Source organism: Anabaena sp. UHCC 0204, assembly GCF_009711975.1.
Taxonomy (GTDB): domain Bacteria; phylum Cyanobacteriota; class Cyanobacteriia; order Cyanobacteriales; family Nostocaceae; genus Dolichospermum.
Genome location: NZ_VIKW01000001.1, coordinates 187,311 through 210,658, shown reverse-complemented (window position 1 = coordinate 210,658; position 23,348 = coordinate 187,311). Strand labels below are relative to the sequence as shown.

Below are 23,348 nucleotides of genomic sequence, written 5' to 3'. Positions count from 1 at the left end.
GAAGAAGGAAGAAATCAAATTACCCAATCACCAATCACCAATCACCAATCACCAATCACCAATCACCTGTCAATTGTCAATTGTCAATTGTCAATTGTCAATTACCCATTACCTTCTTCAAAAGTTCAGGAATTTGAGAGAGACGATCAGCGACAGGAATTTTTGCGGATTCAAAAGCAGCTATTTTACTGGCTGGTGTTCCAAAATTAGGAGAACGTCCAATTACAGTTGCTAAAGTTCCTGTTTGTTGCCAATTTTGGACAGGTGGGGCGTGTCTACCTGCAATATAGGCAATTACAGGTTTATCAATGGCTTCAAGAATGTATTGTGCTGCTGCTTCTTCACTTCCTCCACCGGGTTGGCCAATTAAAACAATGGCTTCTGTAGTTTCATCTTCATCTAGAATTTGTAACCATTGAAGAAATGAAGAACCAACAATAGCATCACTACCAATACTGACACTAATGGATTGTCCTAAACCTACCTTTGTTAATTCCCAAGCTACTTCATAAGTAAGGGTACTGCTACGGCTGACAATTCCTATAGAACCAGGTTTATAAAATTCGCTAGGTTGAGTACCCAAAAGAATTTTTCCAGGGACAATAATTCCTGGACTATTGGGTCCAATAATTAAAGTTTCACAAGCTTCGGTTTTGCGAAGTAGTTGCACCATATCCAATGGTGGTACACCAGCGGTAATAATGATAATTTGGGAGATATTAGAAGCGATCGCTTCTAATGCTGCATCCAAAACTTGATAAGGTTGAACACATATAATTGCTGTGTCAATTTGTCCAAACTTGGAAACAACCTCTTCTACTAAATCAAATACTGGTAGATCATATATTTTCTGTCCTCCACAGCCAGGACTAACACCTGCTACTAAATTTGTACCATAAGCTTGCATTTGGGCTATATGAGTTGCAGATATAAATTCACAAAAGCCTTGGATTAAAACTTTACTTTCTGGCGTTAAGTTCATAATTCGTAATTGATAATTGATAATTGACAATTGATAATTACTTACTCCCCTTTTTAACTACAGGTAACTTTGCTAAACGAACTGCTTCCTTAACGGCTGCATCTAAATTTTCTACAACGATGAGTGATTGATGAGTGGTTTTGAATGTAGCTAAATATTTTCTAGCATCATTAAATTCAGCACCTGCTAAACGGATGACTAAATGTGGTAATTCAAGCGGCGGATTATTACCATTGGTAGCTGATACATCTGATGTGATTTCACTTCTATCTAATTGGAGAAAGTTGGTAATAATTTCCGGAAATTGGTGAACTTGAGGAATCGTCCCCACGAAGTTGATGAGAATAACTTGAATATTCTGATCACTAGCCAAAGTTTTCAGACTGGTGACGAGGCGATCGCCAAAAGTTGTCGGTGCAGTATCACTCATGAAAGAATGGCGTAAATTAATACATTTACTAGGTTTGCCACTAGCATTAACCACCGCATCCAATGTTGTTAATACAGAACCTTTACCATTACCTAATATACCTATTTTACCACGCATTTCTAAGCTATCCCAGCTATCCAACAAGCCGTTCTTTTTGGCATTACCATGAGGACGACTCAGCATTTTGGCAGCCATCTCGGCTATTTCGGGATGACGGTTAATTGATCGTTCATTCACCCTGACCTTACCATTGAGAGCCATTACTTGACCAGTAGAGTTCACACCCAAGGGATTAATTTCGATTAAGTCCAAATCTTTTTGGACAAATAACTGGTACATCTTCTCAACAATATCGCTCACAGACTGCATCAACGCACCTTGCAAACCCATTTTCAAAGCCAGTCGTCGAGCATAAAATGGAGAAAATTCCTGTTCTACAACTACGTGCTGAATGTTTTCTCCTGCTGTTTCCCAATCAATATTTGCTTCTTTGCAACCCAACAAAACGGGACGAGACAGAGCGGTATCTAAGACTACAGCTAGATAAAACTCTTCATGAGCATCATACTTGGATTCTGCCAGTAACACCTCTGGCAATTGTCCCCAAATTGGGAGATTAAATATATTTTGCGCTGCGGCGATCGCATCTATCGTTGTTTCAACAATTCTGACTCCACCTGCTTTTTCTCTTTCCCCCGCTTGTACTTGGGATTTCAGCACAATTGGGTAACTAATCTTTAACCGTTTTAACTCGGTAGGATGATCTATTCTTTGGGATGGTAAGACAGGAATCCCGATTTTACCAAACCATTCTTTAACTTGATACTCCAATAAATCCATTGAGACACACCTTGTATTGACAAGTCTAACGCGCTTTCTCTGATGCTATCTGATATTTTGTACAATACCTAAGATTATAGAATTTGACTTTGGTTAACTAAAAAATTAATTTTGCCATTGGATTGTCTAATTTATAATCTAGCTGTATAAAAAAATAGAAGTCTGAATAATTACTCCTTGAGTGTGTTTTTCGTGACAAATTTAACCTTGTGCTAGAAACTGATTCTATTGGATGTGAAAATTTTCCCATTCCCAATCTCCAGTTCTCAATCCCCTTGATAATCAAAACTATATAGAAAGAGTGGCGGTAACGCTTTATGAAAGTAACAGTTCCACAAGAAGATTTACAACTTTTAGGCAATATTTTGCAGGAAAGATTGGTAGCCCAAGTCCCAGACAGTCAGGATTTCCAAGTGAAATGCGCTATCAAAAATGATGAATTGATGATTTTAACTCAACATCTTCCTGGTGTAACGGTTGACACACAGCAAGTATTTGAGGTGTTAGAACAAGCACTACAATGGCAATTCAACTACCAAACTCAACGGGTACAATTTTTCTTGAGAGTTTCTGGAGAAAAGCTGCCCTATGCTAAACATTTCCTCGATTTTCCCATTCCCACAGTAGAGTCAGAAGCAGAACCTGAAAGTGAAAGTTGGAGAAACACGCAATTTAATCCTATTGAAAATGGTGGAGACACACAGTTTGTACCGCTTGATCTTCAGCAACCATCACTACCAGCATTTACAGACATAGAACTAGAAGACAGCGAAGAACCCATTGCTGATTCATTTTTCTCCAGTCCCGCAGAACCTTCCTTAGAAGATTCTCCATCAGCAGATTCAATTTTATACAATCCATCTTTTGATCTAGATGAAGATGAATCAGCGGAAGAAGAGGAAAAGTTTGATCCTTTTGCCAATATCCCCGATAAACCTCGAAAAAGACAGTTATCGCTGGCACTCCCCCCTCTACCTATAATTATCGGTATTGCGGCGGTTATTGCACTCCTGTCTGGGGGTGGTGTTTTCGTCCTCCATCGGGCTTGTGCTATTTCTGAGTGTAAAGAATTACAAACTGCCCAACAATTTAAAAATGATTATCAGCCTCAACTCAAGCGAACTAAATCGGAAAAAGACTTGTTAGCACTGCAACAACAACTAGATGGAGTAGTTGCAGATTTGCAAAAAATTCCTCAGTGGTCTCCCCGGTATCAAGAATCGCAAGAATTAGTTAATCAGTTTTCGGCACAGTCTACAAAGATAAATCAGGTAGTCAAGGCTTTACAGACGGCATCCACTGCCCAAAAAAGTGGGCAAACTCCCGCGAAGAGTTTGGATGACTTACGCAATCAACAAAAGCTATGGAGACAGGCAATCACCGCAGTAGAGATCATTAAACCTAGTCATGAACTCTATGGATTGGTACAGGCAAATTTACCAAGCTATCAAAATGGGTTAAAAAATGTTACTCAGCAGTTAGTGAAAGAAGAAACATGGCTACAAAAAATTGCCACTGCTAAAACTTCCGGGGAAACAGCGACAAAACGTCAAGCCACTGCTAAAACTGCTGCTGATTGGCAACAGGTAGAATCTAATTTTCGGACGGCAATTAGTACGTTAAAAACTATCCCTATCAATAGTTTAGGATCTGAAGAAGCACGCCAACTCTTAGCAGATTATCAAGCAAAAAACCTGGTTGTAAGCGATCGCGCCAAAAAAGAACAATCAGCGGCAACATCCTATCAACAAGCCATTCAAGCCGCCAATCAAGCAAAGGTCTATGGTAATCAAAATCAATGGCAAGCCGCCATCAATTCTTGGCAGCAAGCTTTAGACACTGCTAAAAAAATACCCCAAGATAGTTTTTATTTCAATCAAGCTACAGCCCTAGTTGAACCCTATACAGCATCTTTGGCACAGGCAAAGGACCAATTACAAGTCTATGGTGACTTAACTCAAACTCGCGTTGAACTCAATCGCACTTGTACCAGTACCATTAAGATTTGTACTTTTATTGTCACTAATCAGCAAGTTAGTGTTCGTTTAACTCCTGAGTATGACAAATTGTTGCAAGCAAATAATCCCGAAATGCAAGGTCATTTCCAAAGTTTACAAGAAGCTCTCAAAGTCATTAGTCAAAATTCCCAACTGTCTCTATTTATTTATAATTCCCAAGGACAGGAAAGGTATATGCGGAAACCAGATTAGGGAATTGACAATTGACAATTGACAATTGACAATTGGGGATTGGTGATTGGTGATTGGTAAGAGTAATAATTCTTTTCCCCTACTCCCCTACTCCCCTGCTCCCCTGCTCCCTGCGCCCCTACCTCCTTCTTCAAATCTCCAAATGATTTTGCAATGCTTGACGCATTTCGGTGACGGGGACTGTTTCTTGTTGTAACCAGATTTTTAGGGCTGCTGCACCTTGTTGGACTAGCATTTCTAAACCATCAATAATAATTGCTCCTTGTTTTTCGGCTTGGTGCAAAAATTTGGTGGGTTTAGGGATGTAAATTAAATCATAAGCAATAACATCATCAGGCAAATAACCCATTTCTTGATTACTTAATGGCGATTCTTCCACATGGGGATACATTCCCATAGGAGTTGTATTTACCAACAGGTTAGCTTGGTGGAGTAGGTTTGGTAATTCTCGCCATTCATGGACATGAAATTTGTCTGCAAAGGGTGAATTTTGCCAACTTTGACTAAATACCTCTAATTTCTGGAAATTACGCCCGACAACGTGAATTTCTGCCAAACCGAGTTGAATACAACCAGCAACCACAGCCCGCGCTGCACCACCATTTCCTAAAATTACCGCTTTTTTCTGACTCCAATCTTGATGATATGTTGTTTGTAAAGGAGCAATAAATCCTTCTACATCTGTATTTGTCCCCACCCATTTATCACCTTGACGAGTGACAGTATTCACAGCACCGATAGCTTGAGCAATGGGGGAAACTTCGGATAATAACGGCAATATTGCTTGTTTATGGGGAATAGTGATACTAAATCCTACTACACCAATACTAGCAAAACCAGCGATCGCTCTCTCCAAATTCTCCGGTGCAACGGGAAAAGGCAAATACACATAATCTAATCCCAGTTTAGCCAAAGCTGCATTGTGCATCAATGGGGAAAGGGAATGTGACACAGGATGTCCAATCACTCCCAAAAGTTTAGTTTTTCCAGTAATCATTTTTATTAATGTTTATTTATTCGTTATCTCATAATTTAATTTACCATTAAGCTTTTATGAAAAGTTACAGTTATTAATTTTAATTTGATTTTTTGACAGGAATAATTATGGTCATTCCCAACTGGAGTTTTAGAGAAAGAGATATTTAAAATACCTCTATCTCACATTTAATTAACTTTACTGGCTGGTTTTAATGGTGCAGTTTGGTTAAGACTGCGGAAATATAAACCACCAATCACAATCCAAAATAGGATATATGCTACAGCTTGGGCTAAATACAATTTTTGGTTATATCCAAATAGGGTTTTTAGCAAAATTCCCGGAAATTGTTTATCAGGTAAAATGTCTGAGAAATCCCAAATTTGCCAACCTAAAACACAAGCATTGCTTCCTCCTTGGCAAATATTTAGAGCATTTATTTGGTTAAAAGCCTTGACAGCAGCATCAAGATGACGGAGAGCCGAAATTACTAAACCGGAAACTATTGTTAATAGTAATATCCCCATCCATTGAAAAAATTGACTAAGGTTAATGCGGATACTCCACTTAAATAACAGCATTCCAATTAACACTGCTATGGTTAATCCTCCTATTGCTCCCAGCACAGGTATAAAACCCGATTGAAATTGAGCAACAATAAATAATGCTGTCTCTAAACCTTCTCGAAAAACGGCAATAAAGATTAAACTAAAAATTGCCCAAGCTGCTTTTTTATCTTCATTCAAAGCACTGTTTACAGAAGTTTGAATTTCAGCTTTGAGGAATCTTGCTTGTTTTGTCATCCAAATTAACATCCAACTGAGCATAGAAATTGCTATTAACCCTAATCCCATTTCAAACAATTGCTTGAAAACTGGTGCATAGAGTAAATCAGATGTTTGTAATCCTTGAATACTTAAATTGAGAATTAACCCAACTCCAAAACTAGCTATTACCGCAGTGATAACGCCTAAATATATCCAACGGTGTAATTTTTGTTGTTGAGCTTGCTGTAAACAAGCAAAGACAATTCCCACCACTAAAGCGGCTTCTACACCTTCGCGTAAGGTAATGAAAAAAGTGGGTAATGCAGCACTCCAATTCATAGGAAATTAATTAGCTTTGATATGGTTTGTCAATGGGTAACTCCTGAATTATTATAAAAGTAACTTAATATTTCTTCACAATATGCAAACAAGTATCGCTCCTTCTACAAATCCTATCCCTGGTCAATACTGGCAATGGCGCGGACATAACGTATATTATGTCAAAGCAGGAGAACCACAAATCCAGCGTCCACCTTTACTTTTAGTACATGGTTTTGGTGCTTCTACAGACCATTGGCGCAAGAATATCACAGGATTGAGTGCAGATTTCCAAGTATTTGCCATTGACTTGTTAGGATTTGGCCGTTCTGCAAAACCTAATTTACAGTATAGCGCCGACTTGTGGCGTGATCAACTCCATGATTTTATCAGTGAAGTTATCGGTCAAAAAACAATTTTAGCGGGTAACTCTTTAGGAGGTTATGCTTGTTTATGCGTTGCTTCCCAACGTCCTGAAAGTGCTGCTGGTGTGGTATTACTCAATAGTGCTGGTCCATTTTCTCAACCAGAAAATCAAATTCAACCTTCTCCAAATCCTCTGCAAAAACTTTTAGGAAAACCTGTTAAATGGGCATTTAAAAAACGTTTAGCCCAGTCTTTATTATTTCAATATACGCGCCAAAAGTGGGTAATTCGCCGAACTTTAGAAAAGGTTTATCTTGATAAAAGTGCAATTACAAATCAATTAGTAGAAGAAATTCAACGTCCGGCTTTTGACAAAGGGGCTTTAGATGTATTTGTTTCTGTTTTTAGCACTCCTCAAGGGGAAAAAGTTGACGTTTTACTTAAACAGTTAACTTGTCCTTTATTGTTATTATGGGGAGAAGCAGATCCTTGGATGAAAGCAAGAGAACGTTCTCAAAAATTCCGTGAATATTATCCCCAATTAACAGAATATTTCCTCACAGCCGGTCATTGTCCCCATGACGAAATTCCCGAACAAGTAAATTCACATTTACGTGATTGGGTAATTAATTTGAGTTAATAACAACTGTATGTGAAACTGCATATAGCGGTTATCGCCCTTGATGCAATACAATAGAGGGCGCAGGGTCTGCGCCCCTACAGGGTTGGCGATTGGCTGACTGTATCTCACAAAGAGTGCATACCGCTATAGAATAATTATTAACAGTATTTATCTGCGGTTAATTACTTTTTAAATCTTATTTTATGCAAGTTCATTATTTTAATAAACTGAAAACATTTAATAACCATCTGCTATTGGGTATATTTCTTTAGTTATAAATTGGTAAAAACAGATTTTGATAATTACCTCTTTAGACTCACGTATATAAACTAAAAAACTTTAACACTAAAAATATCACCCATCCTTATAAAATCAAAATTCAAGATATAATGACACAATCTTTAGAGACAAAACCACAAGTTCAGGAATTGCGTGAACTACTTCAAGGGATTGAATGTGGGATGTTAACCACAGTTGATGATGATGGCAGTTTACATAGTCGTCCCATGTCAATGTGGAATGATATTGACGATAATGCGACGCTTTGGTTTTTTACCTTAGATAATTCCCATAAAGTAGTAGAAATCCAACATCATCAACAGGTGAATATTAGTTTTTCTGTACCTACTCAGCAGCGGTATGTTTCCATATTAGGTACAGCACAATTAACAAGAGATCGTGATCAACTGCAAACAAAATGGCAACCAAAATTACAAACTTGGTTTCCAAAAGGAATAGATGAACCCAACATTGCATTACTAAAAGTCAAAATTAATAAAGTAGACTATTGGGATAGTTCATCTAGTTTTACTCCGCAAACAATTCAGGTAAATTAGAATCATCCCCATAAACCCAAAATTACAGCAATTTTCACATATTTCTTCCTTTGCGCCTCTGCGTCTTTGCGTGAAACAAAGAAATTGGTTAATTTATCTGAAAATAGCTGTAATAAACTTGTTTAGACCTTGATATCAAATTAACCTAAAAACAACTTATATGCAGGATTATCACTTTCATTCCAATAGTGATAACCGAGAGTATCTAAAAATGATTGCCATTCTTCCATTTCATGGGGGGGAACTTGCATTCCTACTACAATCCGTCCATAGTCTGCACCATTATTGCGATAATGAAATAAGCTAATATTCCAATCAGGAGACATAGAAGTTACAAACTGCATTAAAGCCCCTGGACGTTCGGGAAATTCAAACCGATAAAGTAGTTCATTTTCTGCAAGGGGAGAATGTCCTCCTACCATGTGACGCAAATGCAATTTTGTTAATTCGTCGTCTGTTAAATCTATGGTTTTTAAACCGTGAGATTCAAAATCTTCAACTACTTTCGCCGCGTCGGCACGGTTTTCTATTTGCATACCCACAAAAATATGTGCTTCTTGATTGTCAGCAATCCGATAATTAAATTCTGTGAGATTGCGTTTACCAATACAGTCACAAAACTTTCTTAAACTACCTCTTTCTTCGGGAATTCTAACTGCAAAAATAGCTTCTCGACGTTCTCCAAATTCTGCTCTTTCAGCCACAAAACGCAAGCGATCAAAATTCATGTTAGCACCACAAGCAACAGCGATGAGAGTTTGATCTTGAATTTGTTCTCTTTCTGCGTAAACTTTAGCAGCAGCGATCGCTAATGCCCCCGCAGGTTCTAAAATAGAACGAGTATCCTCAAACACGTCTTTAATCGCCGCACAGGTGGCATCTGTATCCACTAAAATAATTTCATCTACGTATTGTTGACATAACCGGAAGGTTTCTTCTCCTACTTCCCGCACCGCTACACCGTCAGCAAATAAACCTACCTGAGACAACCGCACTCTCTTCCCAGCTTGCAATGATTGATACATGGCGTTAGCGTCCACAGGTTCAACACCAATAATTTTAATATCGGGACGCAACCGTTTGACATAAGCTGCAATACCAGAAATCAAACCACCACCACCAATAGCCACAAAGATGGCATGAATAGGTTGTTGATATTGGCGGAGTATTTCCATACCAATTGTTCCCTGGCCAGCAATCACTTCCGGATCATCAAAGGGATGTATAAAAGTTAATCCTTTTTCTGCTTCCATTTGCCGGGCGTAGGCATAAGCATCATCATAGTTATTGCCATGTAATACAACTTCTCCGCCGCGGGCTTTGACGGCATTTATTTTTACCTGGGGCGTAATCACGGGCATAACGATGATGGCTTTTGTACCCAAGCGACTGGCAGCTAAAGCCACACCTTGGGCATGATTGCCAGCAGAAGCGGCTATGACACCCTGTTTAAGTAAGTCTGGGGTGAGATTGACCATTTTGTTATATGCGCCCCGCAGTTTGAAGGAGAAGACCGATTGCATATCTTCCCGTTTCAGGAGGAGTTTGTTATTAATACGGTGGGAGAGAATAGGGGCATATTCCAGTGGTGTTTCCTGGGCTACATCATATACGCGGGCTGTGAGGATTTGTACCAGGTAATCGCAATACATATCAAGGAGAGAATTGGGGATGGATGTTAATTTTACCGCTTGTTGGGTAGTTGGTGGGATGGGTTTGGAAAATGGTTTCGCACCCCTAATAGCAGGTTAACGTGCTATAATGACAGTCAGCTTTGTTAGAGATTATGATTAATTTGCCGTCTATTTTAAGTTAAATAAAATACAAGAATTACGAAGTATATGAAATTACATTTCTTGGAAATAAAAAACTTTCGTGCCATTCAAAATATTTCTTTAGATTTTACCGATTTACTTGGTCATCCTCGACCTATCAATTTAATTGTCGGACCGAATAGTTCAGGCAAAACTTCCATTTTAGATGCAATTCATGTAGTAGTTAAAGTATTTGAAAATCCAACTAAACCATCACTAAGAGACGGATTGGAATATAATGTACAACAATTGGTTAGAGGTAGAGGTAATATTGCTCAAATAACATTTGAATATTCCATTGAAAAAAATGAAGCAGAAGCAATTAATAGGGTTTTTTCGTCTCTTAAGCTAAATCAAAATTTTGATTTTTCCAAAGGAGATATTCCTCCTCTAAATAGTCCGGCAAAAGTGATTTGGAGTTTTCCAAATTTTGCCCAATCTAAAACTCAATATGAATTTAGGTATGAGCCGAATAATGCTGTACAAGTTCTAGGTGCAAGAGGGCGTGCATCTAAAACAGTATCATCTAATCTTCAGAATTATGAAATTTTTGATAAAATTGGCGGAGTTTGCTATTTAGATCAAAGACGTACTGTACGACTACTAAAAAACTTGAATAATATAGAGAAAAAGAATGCAAATAGTGATATGTTATCCTGGCTGAACGAGTATTACCGAAAAGACCTAACTTGGAATGAGGCAAAGTATGGGGAATCCTATTGGAAGAGAGTTAAAAGATTATTTAATAAAATTTGCTTCCCTTCAGAATTAATAGGTTTAGAGTCTGGACCAGATTCTGATACTTTGATTCTAAAAAGAAAGGGTGTAGAATATGATTTACTACAAATGAGTTCAGGTGAACATCAAATTTTAAGAATTCTGGTTGGTTTAGCAGCAGATACGGCGAAAAATTCTATTGTTCTCATTGACGAAGTTGAACTACATTTACATCCTGCTTGGCAAAAAAGATTAATTCAAGTTTTGCGAGAAGATGACTCCAATAATCAATATATTTTTACAACCCATTCCCCAACAGTAGCAAAAATGTTTTATGATTCGGAAATTATTAATTTGGGTGATTTGGAAGAAAAATAATGGAAATATTTAAAGATTTTTTATATATCCTCATTGAAGGAAAGGAAATTTCATTTATAAATAGATCCATTGGAAATTTAATTTCAGCAAATATTCTTCCTAAGATAAACTATGATGTTATTGAGGTTGGTGGTAGCGGAAACTTTAATAGCATCGCTAAAATTCTATACAGAAAGAGTAGTTTACATAGACATATACCTGTTATTGCAATTAAGGATCGAGATTTTACAGCACAAAAAACAATTAATAAAGATAATCATACAATAGATGCTACTTTAATTGAGAATAAAGCAGCTAAAATAGTCTATTGGCTTAGACATGAATGGGAAAATTATCTTTTGGAAGAAACTGAAACTATAGCTAATATCTTAAATCAGTTACCTACTCAAGCTAAAGGCAAAAAACCATATAAAAGAAATACACAAAATACATTGACAAAAGAACAATTAGATCAATGGTTAATAGAATATTTGCAAAATTCTATATGTAATGAATTAGTTGAGTGTTTAAGATTTCGCTTTATACAACATTACGAAAGATTAAAATTAGATAAACCACAAAATCAGATATCCTCTTTAGATGAGATTGAGATTTGGTTTTTAAACCAAATACAAATAAAGGGTGGAGAATCTCAAACAAAAATACAATATTTAGAAACAATACTCGATAATAAATTACAAGAGATTACATGGAAATCTTGGTTTCATGACCCTATGATGCTAGATATTGATCAAGCAAAGAGATTGTTTCAGGGTAGAGAGGCATTGAAACATTTGTTTAATAAAGCTTACCATTATCTATCCATACGTGAGCTTAAATATGATATCTTTGTTGAGGAAATGCTTTTACCAGAAATAGAAAAGAATATTAATTCTGCTATTCTTCATGATATAGGTTTAATGTTAAATGTTTATTTTCAACAAGCTGCCAATTTAACAGGAATAGAATAAATTTTTATCCTTCTTGAAAATACCGGAGTTTTTTAATGGTTTCTACAGGACTTCTCAACACCCTACACACTCTCAGCCGTGCAGATAAACTGTACATCATGCAGGTTTTGATATCTGAACTAGCGCAAGAAGAAACTAACTTAATTAAAGCTGATCAATTTTATCCAGTTTGGTCGCCTTATGATGCTTTCGACGCTGCAAATAGTATGTTATAAGTCTTACAAGCAGCTAAATTTAAAAATTAGGATAAACTCAGATATGAAAGAGCGACATCCATATAATTCAGAAGCTTACAGCAAATTACTGTCTCAGTATCAACCGCGAGTCATCAAAACTGAAGAAGAAAATGAGAAGTTTTTAGCAGTTGTCGAAGATTTACTTTCTCGTTCTCATCTAACACCAGAAGAAAATATGTTGTTGGAATTATTGGTAAGGCTAATTGAGAATTTTGAAGATCAACATTATCAGTTAAATTATGAAATACAGCCAACCAATGGTTAATACAGATAAAAGATTAATAAATTTGTAGAAATCAAAGATTATTTTTCACTCAATAATTTTCTTATCCTGTAAATCCTTAAATCCTGGAAATCCTGATTCAGACACCTTTCAAGCATTAGCATTTGCTAAATGATGAGAAGTTAAAACAGTATTTTGTCAATAAAATAAGCTCGTAGTCAGCACTTGAGTGCTTTCCGGGTACTAAAGTACCCACTACGAACCACAAATAAATACTATTATTTCCCTACTGCCAAACGTAGATAAGTAGAAACAAAATAATCCAGATCACATCAACAAAGTGCCAAAACAAAGAAGTGGCATTTATGCCAAAATGTCCATTATCAAAATTACCAGGAATGAAAGAACGCAATAAGACAATTAACTGTAACAGAATACCCGTAAAAACGTGCAAACCGTGAAAACCAGTTAATAGATAAAACATTCCGCCAAAAGTACCAGAAGTAAAACCAAATTCCAGTTCACTCCATTCCACAGCTTGGCCATAAAGGAAATAACCACCCATGATCATCGTTAAAAACAACAATAGACGGTAACTTTTGAAATCATGTCTTTCTAGAGCCTTTTCTGCAAAATAAATGACAAAACTACTAGCAACAAGCACCACCGTATTAATAGTAGGTTCTTTTATTGCCAAACCAGAAACACCAGTCGGCAACCAATTAACAGCAGAAGTTTTGTAGATAATATAGCCAGCAAAGAAACTCAAAAAAATGACACTTTCCGATAACAGAAAAACAATAAAACCAAACATTTTATTGCCTTCCTCATCATGTTCATGCTCATGACTGTGATGAGGTTGTAAATCTTCCGAAGAAATAGAACTATCCATCATAATTTCCAAATCAGTAAATTAGTTATTAGTTGCCATTAAACACAAACTCCAGCAACACTCCTTCCCTCTCAGCGCCTCTGCGTCTCTGCGTGAACAAAAAATTAAAAAGCAGAGAGAAAGTGCGTCAAAAACAACGCACCCTACAAATTACTCATGTTCAGAAAATGCCATTAACTCAGGCTTACCATAACCATAAGGCTCACAAGTAACAATCGGAATTTCCTCAAAATTCTCAACAGGAGGAGGAGAAGAAACAGTCCATTCCAAACCAATTGCTCTCCAAGGATTATCAGGAGCTTTTTCTCCATCCATCCAAGAAATTAACATATTGAAGATGAAAGGAAGAGTAGACATTCCTAACAGAAAAGAACCCAAACTAGCAATAATATTCCAACCAATTAATTCAGGTGCATAAGAAGCAACACGGCGAACCATACCTTGCAAACCTAAAGGGTGCATAGGTAAGAAATTCAAATTTGTGCCGATAAATGCTAACCAAAAATGGATTTTGCCCCAACCTTCATGGAACATTCTGCCCGTCATTTTCGGAAACCAATGATAGATAGCAGCATACATTCCCATAGTCACAGTTCCATAGAGAACATAATGGAAATGACCAACTACAAAATAGGTATTGTTAACATGAACATCCACTGGTACAGAAGAAAGCATAATTCCTGTAATGCCAGCAAACACAAACATTACCAAAGCACCCAAAGCAAATAACATGGGTGTATCTAAACGAATTTTGCCACCCCAAATAGTTGCCACCCAAGCAAATACCTTAATCCCCGTGGGAATAGATACAAACATAGTTGTCAACATGAAAAACAACCGTAGCCAACCAGGAGTACCACTCACATACATATGGTGTACCCAAACAATGCCGCTAACTACAGCAATTAACATTGAAGAAACAGCAACGACTTTGTAACCAAATAAAGGTTTGCGAGAATAAACGGGAAATATTTCCGAGAAAATCCCGAAGATAGGCAAAATGATTACATAAACCGCTGGGTGAGAATAGAACCAGAAATAATGCTGGAACATCACCGGATTTCCGCCTTTGGTGGGGTCAAAAAAGGCAGTTCCCAATGTAATGTCAAACAGCAACATTACCGCTCCTGCTGTTAAAGCTGGGAGTCCAAATAATTGGATAATTTGGGCGCTAAATACTGCCCAAACAAAAAGAGGCATTCTAAAGAAACCCATTCCCGGCGCTCGCATTTTCACAATGGTGGTGACAAAATTCACCGCACCCATAATGGAAGATACACCGGAAATGGCGACCGCTAATAACCAGAGAACTTGACCATTAATCAAGTTTCCTGTGGGGTTTTGGGTACTCACGGGGGGATATGCCCACCAGCCAGATTGAGCCGGTCCACCGGGAACAAAGAAGCTAGTCATGAGGAGAATTCCCACCACTGGGACCATCCAAAAAGCGATCGCATTCAAGCGAGGAAAAGCCATATCTCGCGCCCCAATCATCAGCGGAACGAGGTAATTAGCTAAACCCACAAGGGAGGGAAATGTCCACAGAAACAGCATCACTGTTCCGTGCATGGTGAACATTCCGTTATATACTGTGCGGTCAATTAAATCCGATTCAGGAGTAATGAGTTCTCCGCGCAAAATCATGGCGAAGATACCACCAACCAAGAAGAAGATAAAAGAAGTAACCAGGTATTGAATACCGATAACTTTATGATCTGTACTAAAGCTGAAGTATGTTCTCCAGGTTTGGGGCGGTTCGTGGTGATGTGATTCACCAGAAATAGGAATGGGGATGTTAGTCATTAGTTAAAGAATAGGAAATTTGGATTAAATGTCTGATAGTGTGGCGTAGCCATATCAGGATGCTTAGGATTAGAAAGATGAACAAGATTTAAAAAATACAAATAAATAAAATCCTGAAAATCCTTAAATCCTGGAAATCCTGATTCAGACAAAAGTTGGTTCACCCGGGGAAATTGACTAATGGAGGTGCAGCGGGTTCAACAGTTTTCCAACCGCTGTTAATGCCGTTTTCTATTTTTAGGGCATATTCAGAAGCCGCTTGGTTAGGGGCTGCGGTGGGTGCTTGACTGGCAGCTTGGCTTAACCACTGCTGATATTTGCTAGGTGATTCCACAACGACCTTAGCTCGCATAGTGGCAAAGTATGTACCGCTATATTGAGAGTCTGTTAGGTCATAAGCACCGGGGCGAATAGGGGTAAATTCAAAGTCGAGGTCTTCACCAGGAATAATGTCTTGCTTGAGGCGGAAAGCGGGTATATAAAAGCCGTGAAGTACATCTTCCGAATGCAGATTTAGACGGATACGGCGATCGCTTGGTAAATGCAATTCTGTACTGGTAACTTTGTTTTCTGGGTAATGAAACACCCAAGCCCACTGTTTAGCTGATACATCAATATGTTCTACATCCTCACCTGCTGCGGCTTCTAAAGCTTCATCTGGCTCAGTAGAGGCGGATATCATGTTCATTGGGTTCGGTAGGTGGATCTGGTGAGATGGACCCTGGATACCTATTTGTTCATAAACTTGGTAACTATAACTTGCAATCCACAACACCAACATAATCGGGATTGCTGTCCAAACTACTTCTAAGGTAACGTTACCTTCAATGTGAGGACCATCACTAAAATCTGTAGATTTAGCACGATGGAAAGTAAGGGAATACAGAAGAGTAGCAGTTACTCCCAGGAAAATTACAGATCCTAATGTTACCAAAAAGCTAAATAAATCATCAATCAGATGAGATTCAGCAGCCCCTTGAGGAGGAAGCCAATAATAAGCCTGTTTACCAATCCAAAGACTAGTAAGAGTTACGGCAACTGCCCCAGTAGCTAGGGTCAAAAAGTTTAAAATTTGCCGAATTTTCATAATTGTCAGTTGTCAGTTGTTAATTGTCAATGGTCAGTAGTCAGTTTTCGATTACTAATCACCAATCACCCATTACTTATTCCCAAATATTTGATTGATGTCCTTTCCGGCTCGCAGTAATTTGTCTGCTGTATTGTGAACACCAAAATCTGCTGCTAGGTGCGCTCCTAATGTTCCGTGAAGATACATCAGCAACATAATAATTACACCAACAACTAGATAAGAAATTTGGACTTCTCTCTCTTCGTCTTTGCCGATAACGTAACGTTGCCAACCTCGCCAAAAGGTCATACCCACAATCATCGCCAGTAGTAATACACCACCGACACCGTGCCACATCATTGTCGGCATTGCCAGCATTCCCCAAGGACTTTTGATATCTGCTGGTGGGGCTGCTAATAACATTTCATAAAAACCCGCACCAACTGTGAAAAATGTAATCACAGCCGCAGCAAAAATGTTGTACCAACCCACATCAAATAATTGAGAACGTTCAACTTTAATTCCCAAAAAATTGAATAGCCATTTTTCCACAGGGAAAAATACACCTAAAAGATCAAAGATAATGGCAATGATGAACAAACCTAATGTGAGATGCACTAAATTAGGATGAATTGGAATGGTATAAGGTAAACCATTTGCACCCATTTGGTGACTAATTTGGTCTAGTAATTCTGAGTTCATGGTAAGATTCCATCCTTTACCGCTTCCACTACAGGTACGGTGTGTAAGCCATACACCCATACAAGTTCATCACCAAGATAGACTTGAAACCCAACCAAGGCTGTTAATAAAAGTGCCACTGCTATGTAATGAAAAGGGAGTTTTTTCGGGTTACGACTCCGCAAAACATAACGCCAAGCTGTAATTGCCGCGATAATACCTGAAAGTGACCAACCGATGAGAGTATGAATATTTAATACTGATTTAGCAAGTTCGTAGGGTTTAGCTAAACCAGCTTCAAATTGACCAAAGATAATTGCTACAAAAATAGATACTGTAGCAATACACATATTCCACCAACTCACTTCAAATAAGCGAGTTCTTCCAGTTAAATACCCAGCAACATCACAGAAAACCGAAAATAGCACCATCGCAATTACGAAGTGAACCACGATAGGATGTAACGGATCTGGATATGGTAAATTATGCTCATTCAATGAAGTGAAAAAATCCAGCATTACATTCTCCTAGAATTATTTACTACTCCTTAGCCCAACTTAAATAATTGCTAGAGACTCACTCACTCATATCAATAAATTATTTGATAAATTTGGCGTGAGTTTGTTGCAATGTATAGCCAAATAGCCAATTACTTTTGGTCAAGTTATTTCCTCCTACCAACATTGTTGACAACAGTAATTATGGATGTAGCTAAACTAAATCACTGTTAGAGGTTGAATTTACTAGACCTACCTTTTAGGTTACGTAAATTTTTATGAATTGTCAGCAAAACTAAAAGTAGAACTTCTAGAATTAATGAGAGAGGCAGCAACAGGTTTGATCTTTGCTGTATTACAATATTTTTAAAGCAAAACCAATTATTTTTATGTTTATTGATGTACAATTACAAATTATCACTTTGTAATTTAAAGAACCGAAATATATAATTTTTATAGTAAGTAATAGTCAGGTGAGGAGAATTTTTAAACATCCTCCAAGTAAACATAACATCAGTCCCATAGACTACAGCAATTTCCACAGATTTATCCAACATTTTCAGGCGTTGCTGAATCAGGGTATGAAATTTAAAAATTAGATATAGCGGTTATCGGTCGGATGAAATACAATCGAGGGCGGGGAAACCCCACCCCTACAGGTTTTGCGATTTAATGACTGTATCTCACAAAGAGTGCATACCGCTATATCTTTAACTCTTAATTCTTTGCGCCTTTGCTCCTTAGCGCCTTTGCGCGAAATAAAAAATACTGTAAACCCATATCTGCATTCATACCCACCTAATCCCCAAACCCTAATTAACCTTGATAGGGGTTGTCCAATTTATCTACAGAAACATTAACCGATAATGGTAGACGACCGGGATTTAAACGGGGTTCGGCTGCATAACCTACGGGTACTAAAACAGCGATCGCTAAATCTGGATTATTTTCAGCGCCAATAATAGTTTTTACCTGATCTTCAATCCAACCATTCATGAAGCAGGTGGATAAACCCAAGCTTTCGGCTGCTAAGACTAAGTTCGTAGCCGCTATCATGGCATCTTTAATGGCGTATTCCCGGCGCTTGTCTCCTAAACCTGCTTGAAATTGAGGAATCGCTTTTCTAAAATAATTGACTGTTCCCTCACTCCAAGCCCCTGTGGCTGCACCTTGTTCTAATATGGGTGTTATATCTTGTTCTCCCGCAGCAGCGTCAGCAGCAAATACAAAGGTAACTGGTGCTTCAATAATTTGCTTTTGATTCCAAGAGGCGGCACATAATGCTGTTTTTTGCGCTTCGTCTTGAACTAATACGATTCTCCAACATTGGACGTTAAAACTACTGGGTGCAGCTACGGTTAGTTCTACTAGTTGTTTGAGTAGTTCTGGTGAGATGGGATCTGGTTTGAAGGTTTTGATGGAACGACGTTGTAAAATGGCGCTGGGTACGTCTAATGCTTTGATTTGGGTGCTTGAATTCACGGGATTCTCCTGTATTTAGTCTTATGCGCTTAGGTTAACGCTTTTTTGTACGGAGTTCAACAATTAACAATTGACAATGGACAATTGACAATGGACAATTGACAATGGACAATTGACAATGGACAATTGACAATGAATTCGTACTTCTAAGATGAGGATTGAGAAGGAAGAATTTTTTGGCGTTTTAATCCCTAATAGGGATTATTAGAAATTGCAATTTAAATCCCAAGGTAGCCAAGCAGTAGCTTCATCGTTTCAATCCCTAATAGGGAGTAGTAGAAATTGCAATCGCTACTAATTAATAATTCATCATGGCAGAAAAAACAATAGGTTTCAATCCCTAATAGGGAGTAGTAGAAATTGCAATCCGGGTGTGTCAACCTGTAGAAAAAAAGGAAGATGTTTCAATCCCTAATAGGGAGTAGTAGAAATTGCAATTTTGAAGATTTTACGCTAAGTGGCTGTTGGGATACATTTTCGTTTCAATCCCTAATAGGGAGTAGTAGAAATTGCAATTGGTGTTGCTACTGCGACCATCAAGAAAATTACGGGTTTCAATCCCTAATAGGGAGTAGTAGAAATTGCAATTTACCCAGCATTTTAGGAGATGCAATTTACCATTCGTTTCAATCCCTAATAGGGAGTAGTAGAAATTGCAATGGTCCGAGTTTGAAACGGTTTACAAGAGAAAAGTTTCAATCCCTAATAGGGAGTAGTAGAAATTGCAATGCGATCGCCATTTCCTTTTGGAGCTAAATATTTGTAAGGTTTCAATCCCTAATAGGGAGTAGTAGAAATTGCAATCATATTAGACTCCTAAAGTAAGATTGATCAACTTAGTTTCAATCCCTAATAGGGAGTAGTAGAAATTGCAATTAGTAGCCTGTAATCAAATACAACCTGTCACGCAAAGTTTCAATCCCTAATAGGGAGTAGTAGAAATTGCAATTTAGCCCAAAGTTAAAATTTAATCTTGCGTCCTAAGCATGTTTCAATCCCTAATAGGGAGTAGTAGAAATTGCAATCTTTTTTGTGCGTGGAAGTTATTGGAGGATATAAGTTTCAATCCCTAATAGGGAGTAGTAGAAATTGCAATTTGTCTAATTCATTGATGTCATGCACATCATTCAGTTTCAATCCCTAATAGGGAGTAGTAGAAATTGCAATCTCAAGACTGATCTTTCTTGCCCATATTCACTGAGTCGGGTTTCAATCCCTAATAGGGAGTAGTAGAAATTGCAATAGAGAAGAGAAGCCTGTAGATACTTCATTTGTTGTTTCAATCCCTAATAGGGAGTAGTAGAAATTGCAATTATCCATTCTTGCCCCGAACAACGGCATACTTCTCTGTTTCAATCCCTAATAGGGAGTAGTAGAAATTGCAATCATCTTCTGTCCCAGCAGTTAGTGTTACCGTGGAGTTTCAATCCCTAATAGGGAGTAGTAGAAATTGCAATGCTCTGGAAGATGCGGCTGTATCCCTACAAGCCGGTTTCAATCCCTAATAGGGAGTAGTAGAAATTGCAATATTTACAGAAAGCGATCGCATCCCGACTGATTGAGGTTTCAATCCCTAATAGGGAGTAGTAGAAATTGCAATTACCACGATAAACAGCATTATCTATTCCCTGGAACTATTGTTTCAATCCCTAATAGGGAGTAGTAGAAATTGCAATATTGATAATTTACACATACTGTTAGAGAAAATCAGGGTGTTTCAATCCCTAATAGGGAGTAGTAGAAATTGCAATTAGCATCTGGTTCACAGACTAAATCCTTGAGAGCTTCGGTTTCAATCCCTAATAGGGAGTAGTAGAAATTGCAATTGCTCTCGGACAGAGCCTGGGAAGAACCTGATCATAAAAATCGTTTCAATCCCTAATAGGGAGTAGTAGAAATTGCAATTCCAAATAAACCAATCAATAGATCGTTATCTGATACATGTTTCAATCCCTAATAGGGAGTAGTAGAAATTGCAATGTAGAAAGAAAGATTTTAGTCGTACCTTGCGACGTTTCAATCCCTAATAGGGAGTAGTAGAAATTGCAATCGCTAGGAGCAAAGGATTTAGCTTTTCCTACGCTGTTTCAATCCCTAATAGGGAGTAGTAGAAATTGCAATAAAATCCCGGTTTGGTAAGTCTGGGTTCTCTATTGAGTTTCAATCCCTAATAGGGAGTAGTAGAAATTGCAATATCAGAGAAGCAATTATAAGTGCTTCTCACCGATTGTTTCAATCCCTAATAGGGAGTAGTAGAAATTGCAATAGCGGGGCGCTGGAAGCCTGACTGTATTTGGTTTTCAAGGTTCGGTTGCGCGGATGGTCTTATCATAGTGCATTTGGGAAAAAGTGTCAAGGGGCAAAATAGCCGAAACCCTTGCTGTATAAGGTGCGCGGGAACGTGAAGACCAGAAACACCATGAAAGCCTTGCAGAGAAATAATTCCAGCCATTTTTTTTGAACCTAGATTTTTTACACCCACCCACTCGCGCAGAAAAACAGATTTACTACAGAAATTCCCCATATCTTTAACTAAGCTTGTGCAGCAACATACTTATCTAAAGCAGCAGATAAGGTAGATTTAGGAACAGCACCAACAACAGTATTGATTTGTCGTCCTCCCTTAAAAACCATCAAAGTAGGAATACTGCGAATTCCATAATGACTAGCAACAGTAGGATTCTGATCAGTATTGAGTTTCACCACCTTTACCTGTCCGTCGTATTCTGCCGCTACTTCTTCAACAACAGGAGACAACATTCTACAAGGACCACACCAAGGGGCCCAAAAGTCAACTAAAACAGGAGTTTCGCTTTCTAACACTTCTTGCTTAAATGTGGCTTCAGTGACGTTGGTAATGGATGACATAATTAATTGTCTGCCTAGATTTAAATCAATAATTCAATATTATCGAATAAATATAAGAAGAAATATTTTGCTAAGTTGAAAAATATTAAGCGACTAGCAGTCGCAGCTACACAGACAAAAACCGCCTCAGTGGATTTCAAATCCTCGATTTTTCATTAGTCCCCGCAGGTTGTCACAGAATTTGTCGCAGGGTAGAAGTAAGAGAATTTTATTTTAAGTTAACTCTCTCTTATTGCAAGCTTAACTTTTGAAGTGTTAACTGACATTAATTTCACTTTTTGCTGCAACATTTAACCTCCCCCCATTACCTTGAAGTGAAAAGGCTGGGGGGATTATTTGCTACAATGATATGGATTTTCCTTAGTTCACGAATTTATTCTTTTGTCTACACAAGAACCACAGCACGCAAAAAATATTAATTACTCTCGTGTTATTCATTTGAGTCATGTCATTGACACGGATATACCTAAATGGCCTGGTGATCCTCCGGTTGAATTTGCTAGTGTTGCAGAAATTCAAGATGATGGTTATTATTTGCGAGGCTTTTCTTTAGGAGAACATAGCGCCACTCATATTAATGCGCCTAATAGTTTTTATCCTAATGGTGCGAGTATAGACAAATATTCTGCTCCATCTTTGATAGTACCCGCTGTAGTGATTAATGTCTGTGAAGAAGCTGGGGTTAATGCTGATTATGTTTTGACTATTGCTGATATCCAAACTTGGGAAATGCAGTTTGGGGAAATTCCTAGTGGGAGTTTAGTTATACTCTATACTGGTTGGCAAAAAAAGTGGTTAAGTCAGAAGGCATTTTTTAACCAAGATATGGAAGGAAAAATGCACTTTCCTGGTTTTGGTGATCATGCAACTGAGTTTTTAGTTATACAAAGACAAATAACTGGAGTAGGGATTGATACTCATGGTATAGATTCTGGACAGGATACCAATTTTACTATTAATCGGTTGTTGCTAGAGCGATCGCTCATAGTTCTCGAAAACCTCACCAATTTAGATCAGTTACCACCTCAAGGTATTACTTTAATCATTGGTATTCTACGATTAAAAGGAGGTTCTGGTTCTCCGGCTGCGGTGATAGCGTTATTTTGAATTTTTATCAAGATAATAACTAGAATTTTATCACCAATCACCAATCACCAATCACCAATCACCAATTACCAATCACCAATTAGATAACTTGATTTAGTAGACAACCGCAAAATATTAAAGCCTTATAGACAGATTAAGCAAGAACTACTTAATAATGGCTATAAAGCTTAATACTTTACGAATTGGACGTAATATTTCTGAATCAACCCCCAGAGGAGAATCAGAAAGCAATTCCACAGAATTTATGAGAAATTGCTAATAGTGAATTTAACAGTGCTTATTTA

Annotated in this window: 20 protein-coding genes and 1 CRISPR repeat array; of the genes, 8 read left to right on the top strand and 12 right to left on the bottom strand. The window is 37.8% G+C overall.

All coding sequences use genetic code 11. The features are described 5' to 3' along the window. Window positions 1–97: 97 nt before the first annotated feature. Together FJR04_RS00975 and FJR04_RS00970 are read right to left on the bottom strand one after the other, a co-directional pair. Window positions 98–982 carry a CoA-binding protein gene (locus FJR04_RS00975; protein WP_168490944.1) on the bottom strand — a complete coding sequence of 295 codons (885 nt, stop codon included), beginning with the start codon at window positions 980–982 and terminating at the stop codon, window positions 98–100. Between the two features lie 37 nt (window positions 983–1,019). Then, a complete protein-coding gene (locus tag FJR04_RS00970; protein WP_168490942.1) occupies window positions 1,020–2,252 on the bottom strand; it encodes a succinate--CoA ligase subunit beta in 1,233 nt (410 codons plus the stop codon). A 317-nt stretch (window positions 2,253–2,569) separates the two neighbouring features. On the opposite strand from FJR04_RS00970, the gene FJR04_RS00965 reads away from it, so the two are divergent. Then, entirely contained in the window at window positions 2,570–4,462 is a 1,893-nt protein-coding gene (locus tag FJR04_RS00965) for a hypothetical protein (protein ID WP_168490941.1), read from the top strand. Between the two features lie 130 nt (window positions 4,463–4,592). On the opposite strand, the gene FJR04_RS00960 is transcribed toward FJR04_RS00965, so the two are convergent. Together FJR04_RS00960 and FJR04_RS00955 are read right to left on the bottom strand one after the other, a co-directional pair. Further along, entirely contained in the window at window positions 4,593–5,459 is an 867-nt protein-coding gene (locus FJR04_RS00960) for a shikimate dehydrogenase (protein ID WP_168490939.1), read from the bottom strand. 167 nt (window positions 5,460–5,626) lie between these two features. Next, window positions 5,627–6,544, bottom strand: a complete 918-nt coding sequence (locus tag FJR04_RS00955; RefSeq protein ID WP_168490938.1) for an FTR1 family protein — start codon at window positions 6,542–6,544, stop codon at window positions 5,627–5,629. 82 nt (window positions 6,545–6,626) lie between these two features. Here FJR04_RS00955 and FJR04_RS00950 point away from each other — a divergent pair, with 82 nt between their 5' ends. Both FJR04_RS00950 and FJR04_RS00945 read left to right on the top strand, forming a co-directional pair. Next, window positions 6,627–7,529: an alpha/beta fold hydrolase gene (locus FJR04_RS00950; protein WP_168490936.1), complete on the top strand. Its 903-nt coding sequence runs from the start codon at window positions 6,627–6,629 to the stop codon at window positions 7,527–7,529. A gap of 371 nt (window positions 7,530–7,900) precedes the next feature. Then, on the top strand, window positions 7,901–8,347 hold the full coding sequence (locus FJR04_RS00945; protein WP_168490934.1) for a pyridoxamine 5'-phosphate oxidase family protein: 447 nt from the start codon (window positions 7,901–7,903) through the stop codon (window positions 8,345–8,347). Window positions 8,348–8,487: 140 nt separating this feature from the next. Here the strand turns inward: FJR04_RS00945 and ilvA are convergent, their stop codons facing one another. Beyond that, complete coding sequence (gene ilvA, locus FJR04_RS00940; RefSeq protein WP_168490932.1) at window positions 8,488–9,999, bottom strand: threonine ammonia-lyase, biosynthetic; 1,512 nt, start codon at window positions 9,997–9,999, stop codon at window positions 8,488–8,490. A gap of 189 nt (window positions 10,000–10,188) precedes the next feature. On the opposite strand from ilvA, the gene FJR04_RS00935 reads away from it, so the two are divergent. The 4 genes from FJR04_RS00935 to FJR04_RS00920 are packed head-to-tail and all read left to right on the top strand — an operon-like array spanning window position 10,189 to window position 12,707. Further along, window positions 10,189–11,256 carry an AAA family ATPase gene (locus FJR04_RS00935; protein ID WP_168490930.1) on the top strand — a complete coding sequence of 356 codons (1,068 nt, stop codon included), beginning with the start codon at window positions 10,189–10,191 and terminating at the stop codon, window positions 11,254–11,256. Beyond that, entirely contained in the window at window positions 11,256–12,206 is a 951-nt protein-coding gene (locus FJR04_RS00930; RefSeq protein WP_168490928.1) for a hypothetical protein, read from the top strand. Before FJR04_RS00935 ends, FJR04_RS00930 begins: the two co-directional genes overlap by 1 nt. A gap of 35 nt (window positions 12,207–12,241) precedes the next feature. Continuing rightward, window positions 12,242–12,421 (top strand): hypothetical protein, encoded by a 180-nt coding sequence (locus FJR04_RS00925; RefSeq protein WP_168490927.1) that lies wholly within the window; start codon window positions 12,242–12,244, stop codon window positions 12,419–12,421. Window positions 12,422–12,464: 43 nt separating this feature from the next. Next, the gene (locus FJR04_RS00920; protein ID WP_168490926.1) at window positions 12,465–12,707 is read left to right on the top strand and encodes a transcriptional regulator; all 243 of its coding nucleotides are present in this window, start codon (window positions 12,465–12,467) and stop codon (window positions 12,705–12,707) included. 244 nt (window positions 12,708–12,951) lie between these two features. Here FJR04_RS00920 and FJR04_RS00915 read toward each other — a convergent pair whose 3' ends face one another. The 7 genes from FJR04_RS00915 to trxA form a co-directional block, all read right to left on the bottom strand. Further along, entirely contained in the window at window positions 12,952–13,557 is a 606-nt protein-coding gene (locus tag FJR04_RS00915) for a heme-copper oxidase subunit III (protein WP_168491160.1), read from the bottom strand. A gap of 150 nt (window positions 13,558–13,707) precedes the next feature. Next, on the bottom strand, window positions 13,708–15,360 hold the full coding sequence (gene ctaD / locus FJR04_RS00910) for a cytochrome c oxidase subunit I (RefSeq protein WP_168490924.1): 1,653 nt from the start codon (window positions 15,358–15,360) through the stop codon (window positions 13,708–13,710). Between the two features lie 160 nt (window positions 15,361–15,520). Beyond that, window positions 15,521–16,447 carry a cytochrome c oxidase subunit II gene (locus FJR04_RS00905; RefSeq protein WP_168490922.1) on the bottom strand — a complete coding sequence of 309 codons (927 nt, stop codon included), beginning with the start codon at window positions 16,445–16,447 and terminating at the stop codon, window positions 15,521–15,523. 72 nt (window positions 16,448–16,519) lie between these two features. Next, window positions 16,520–17,131 (bottom strand): DUF2231 domain-containing protein, encoded by a 612-nt coding sequence (locus FJR04_RS00900; RefSeq protein ID WP_168490920.1) that lies wholly within the window; start codon window positions 17,129–17,131, stop codon window positions 16,520–16,522. Further along, complete coding sequence (locus tag FJR04_RS00895; protein WP_168490919.1) at window positions 17,128–17,628, bottom strand: DUF2231 domain-containing protein; 501 nt, start codon at window positions 17,626–17,628, stop codon at window positions 17,128–17,130. The genes FJR04_RS00900 and FJR04_RS00895 overlap by 4 nt, the downstream gene beginning before the upstream one ends. Window positions 17,629–18,423: 795 nt before the next feature. Further along, window positions 18,424–19,089: a nitroreductase family protein gene (locus FJR04_RS00890; RefSeq protein WP_168490918.1), complete on the bottom strand. Its 666-nt coding sequence runs from the start codon at window positions 19,087–19,089 to the stop codon at window positions 18,424–18,426. A gap of 181 nt (window positions 19,090–19,270) precedes the next feature. Further along, a CRISPR array of direct repeats spans window positions 19,271–21,355; the repeat unit is 37 nt; unit sequence GTTTCAATCCCTAATAGGGAGTAGTAGAAATTGCAAT. A gap of 266 nt (window positions 21,356–21,621) precedes the next feature. Next, window positions 21,622–21,957, bottom strand: coding sequence for a thioredoxin (trxA, locus tag FJR04_RS00885; RefSeq protein ID WP_168490917.1), 336 nt, complete (start codon window positions 21,955–21,957; stop codon window positions 21,622–21,624). Window positions 21,958–22,338: 381 nt separating this feature from the next. On the opposite strand from trxA, the gene FJR04_RS00880 reads away from it, so the two are divergent. Next, window positions 22,339–23,064, top strand: coding sequence for a cyclase family protein (locus FJR04_RS00880; protein ID WP_168490916.1), 726 nt, complete (start codon window positions 22,339–22,341; stop codon window positions 23,062–23,064). Window positions 23,065–23,348 lie beyond the last annotated feature (284 nt).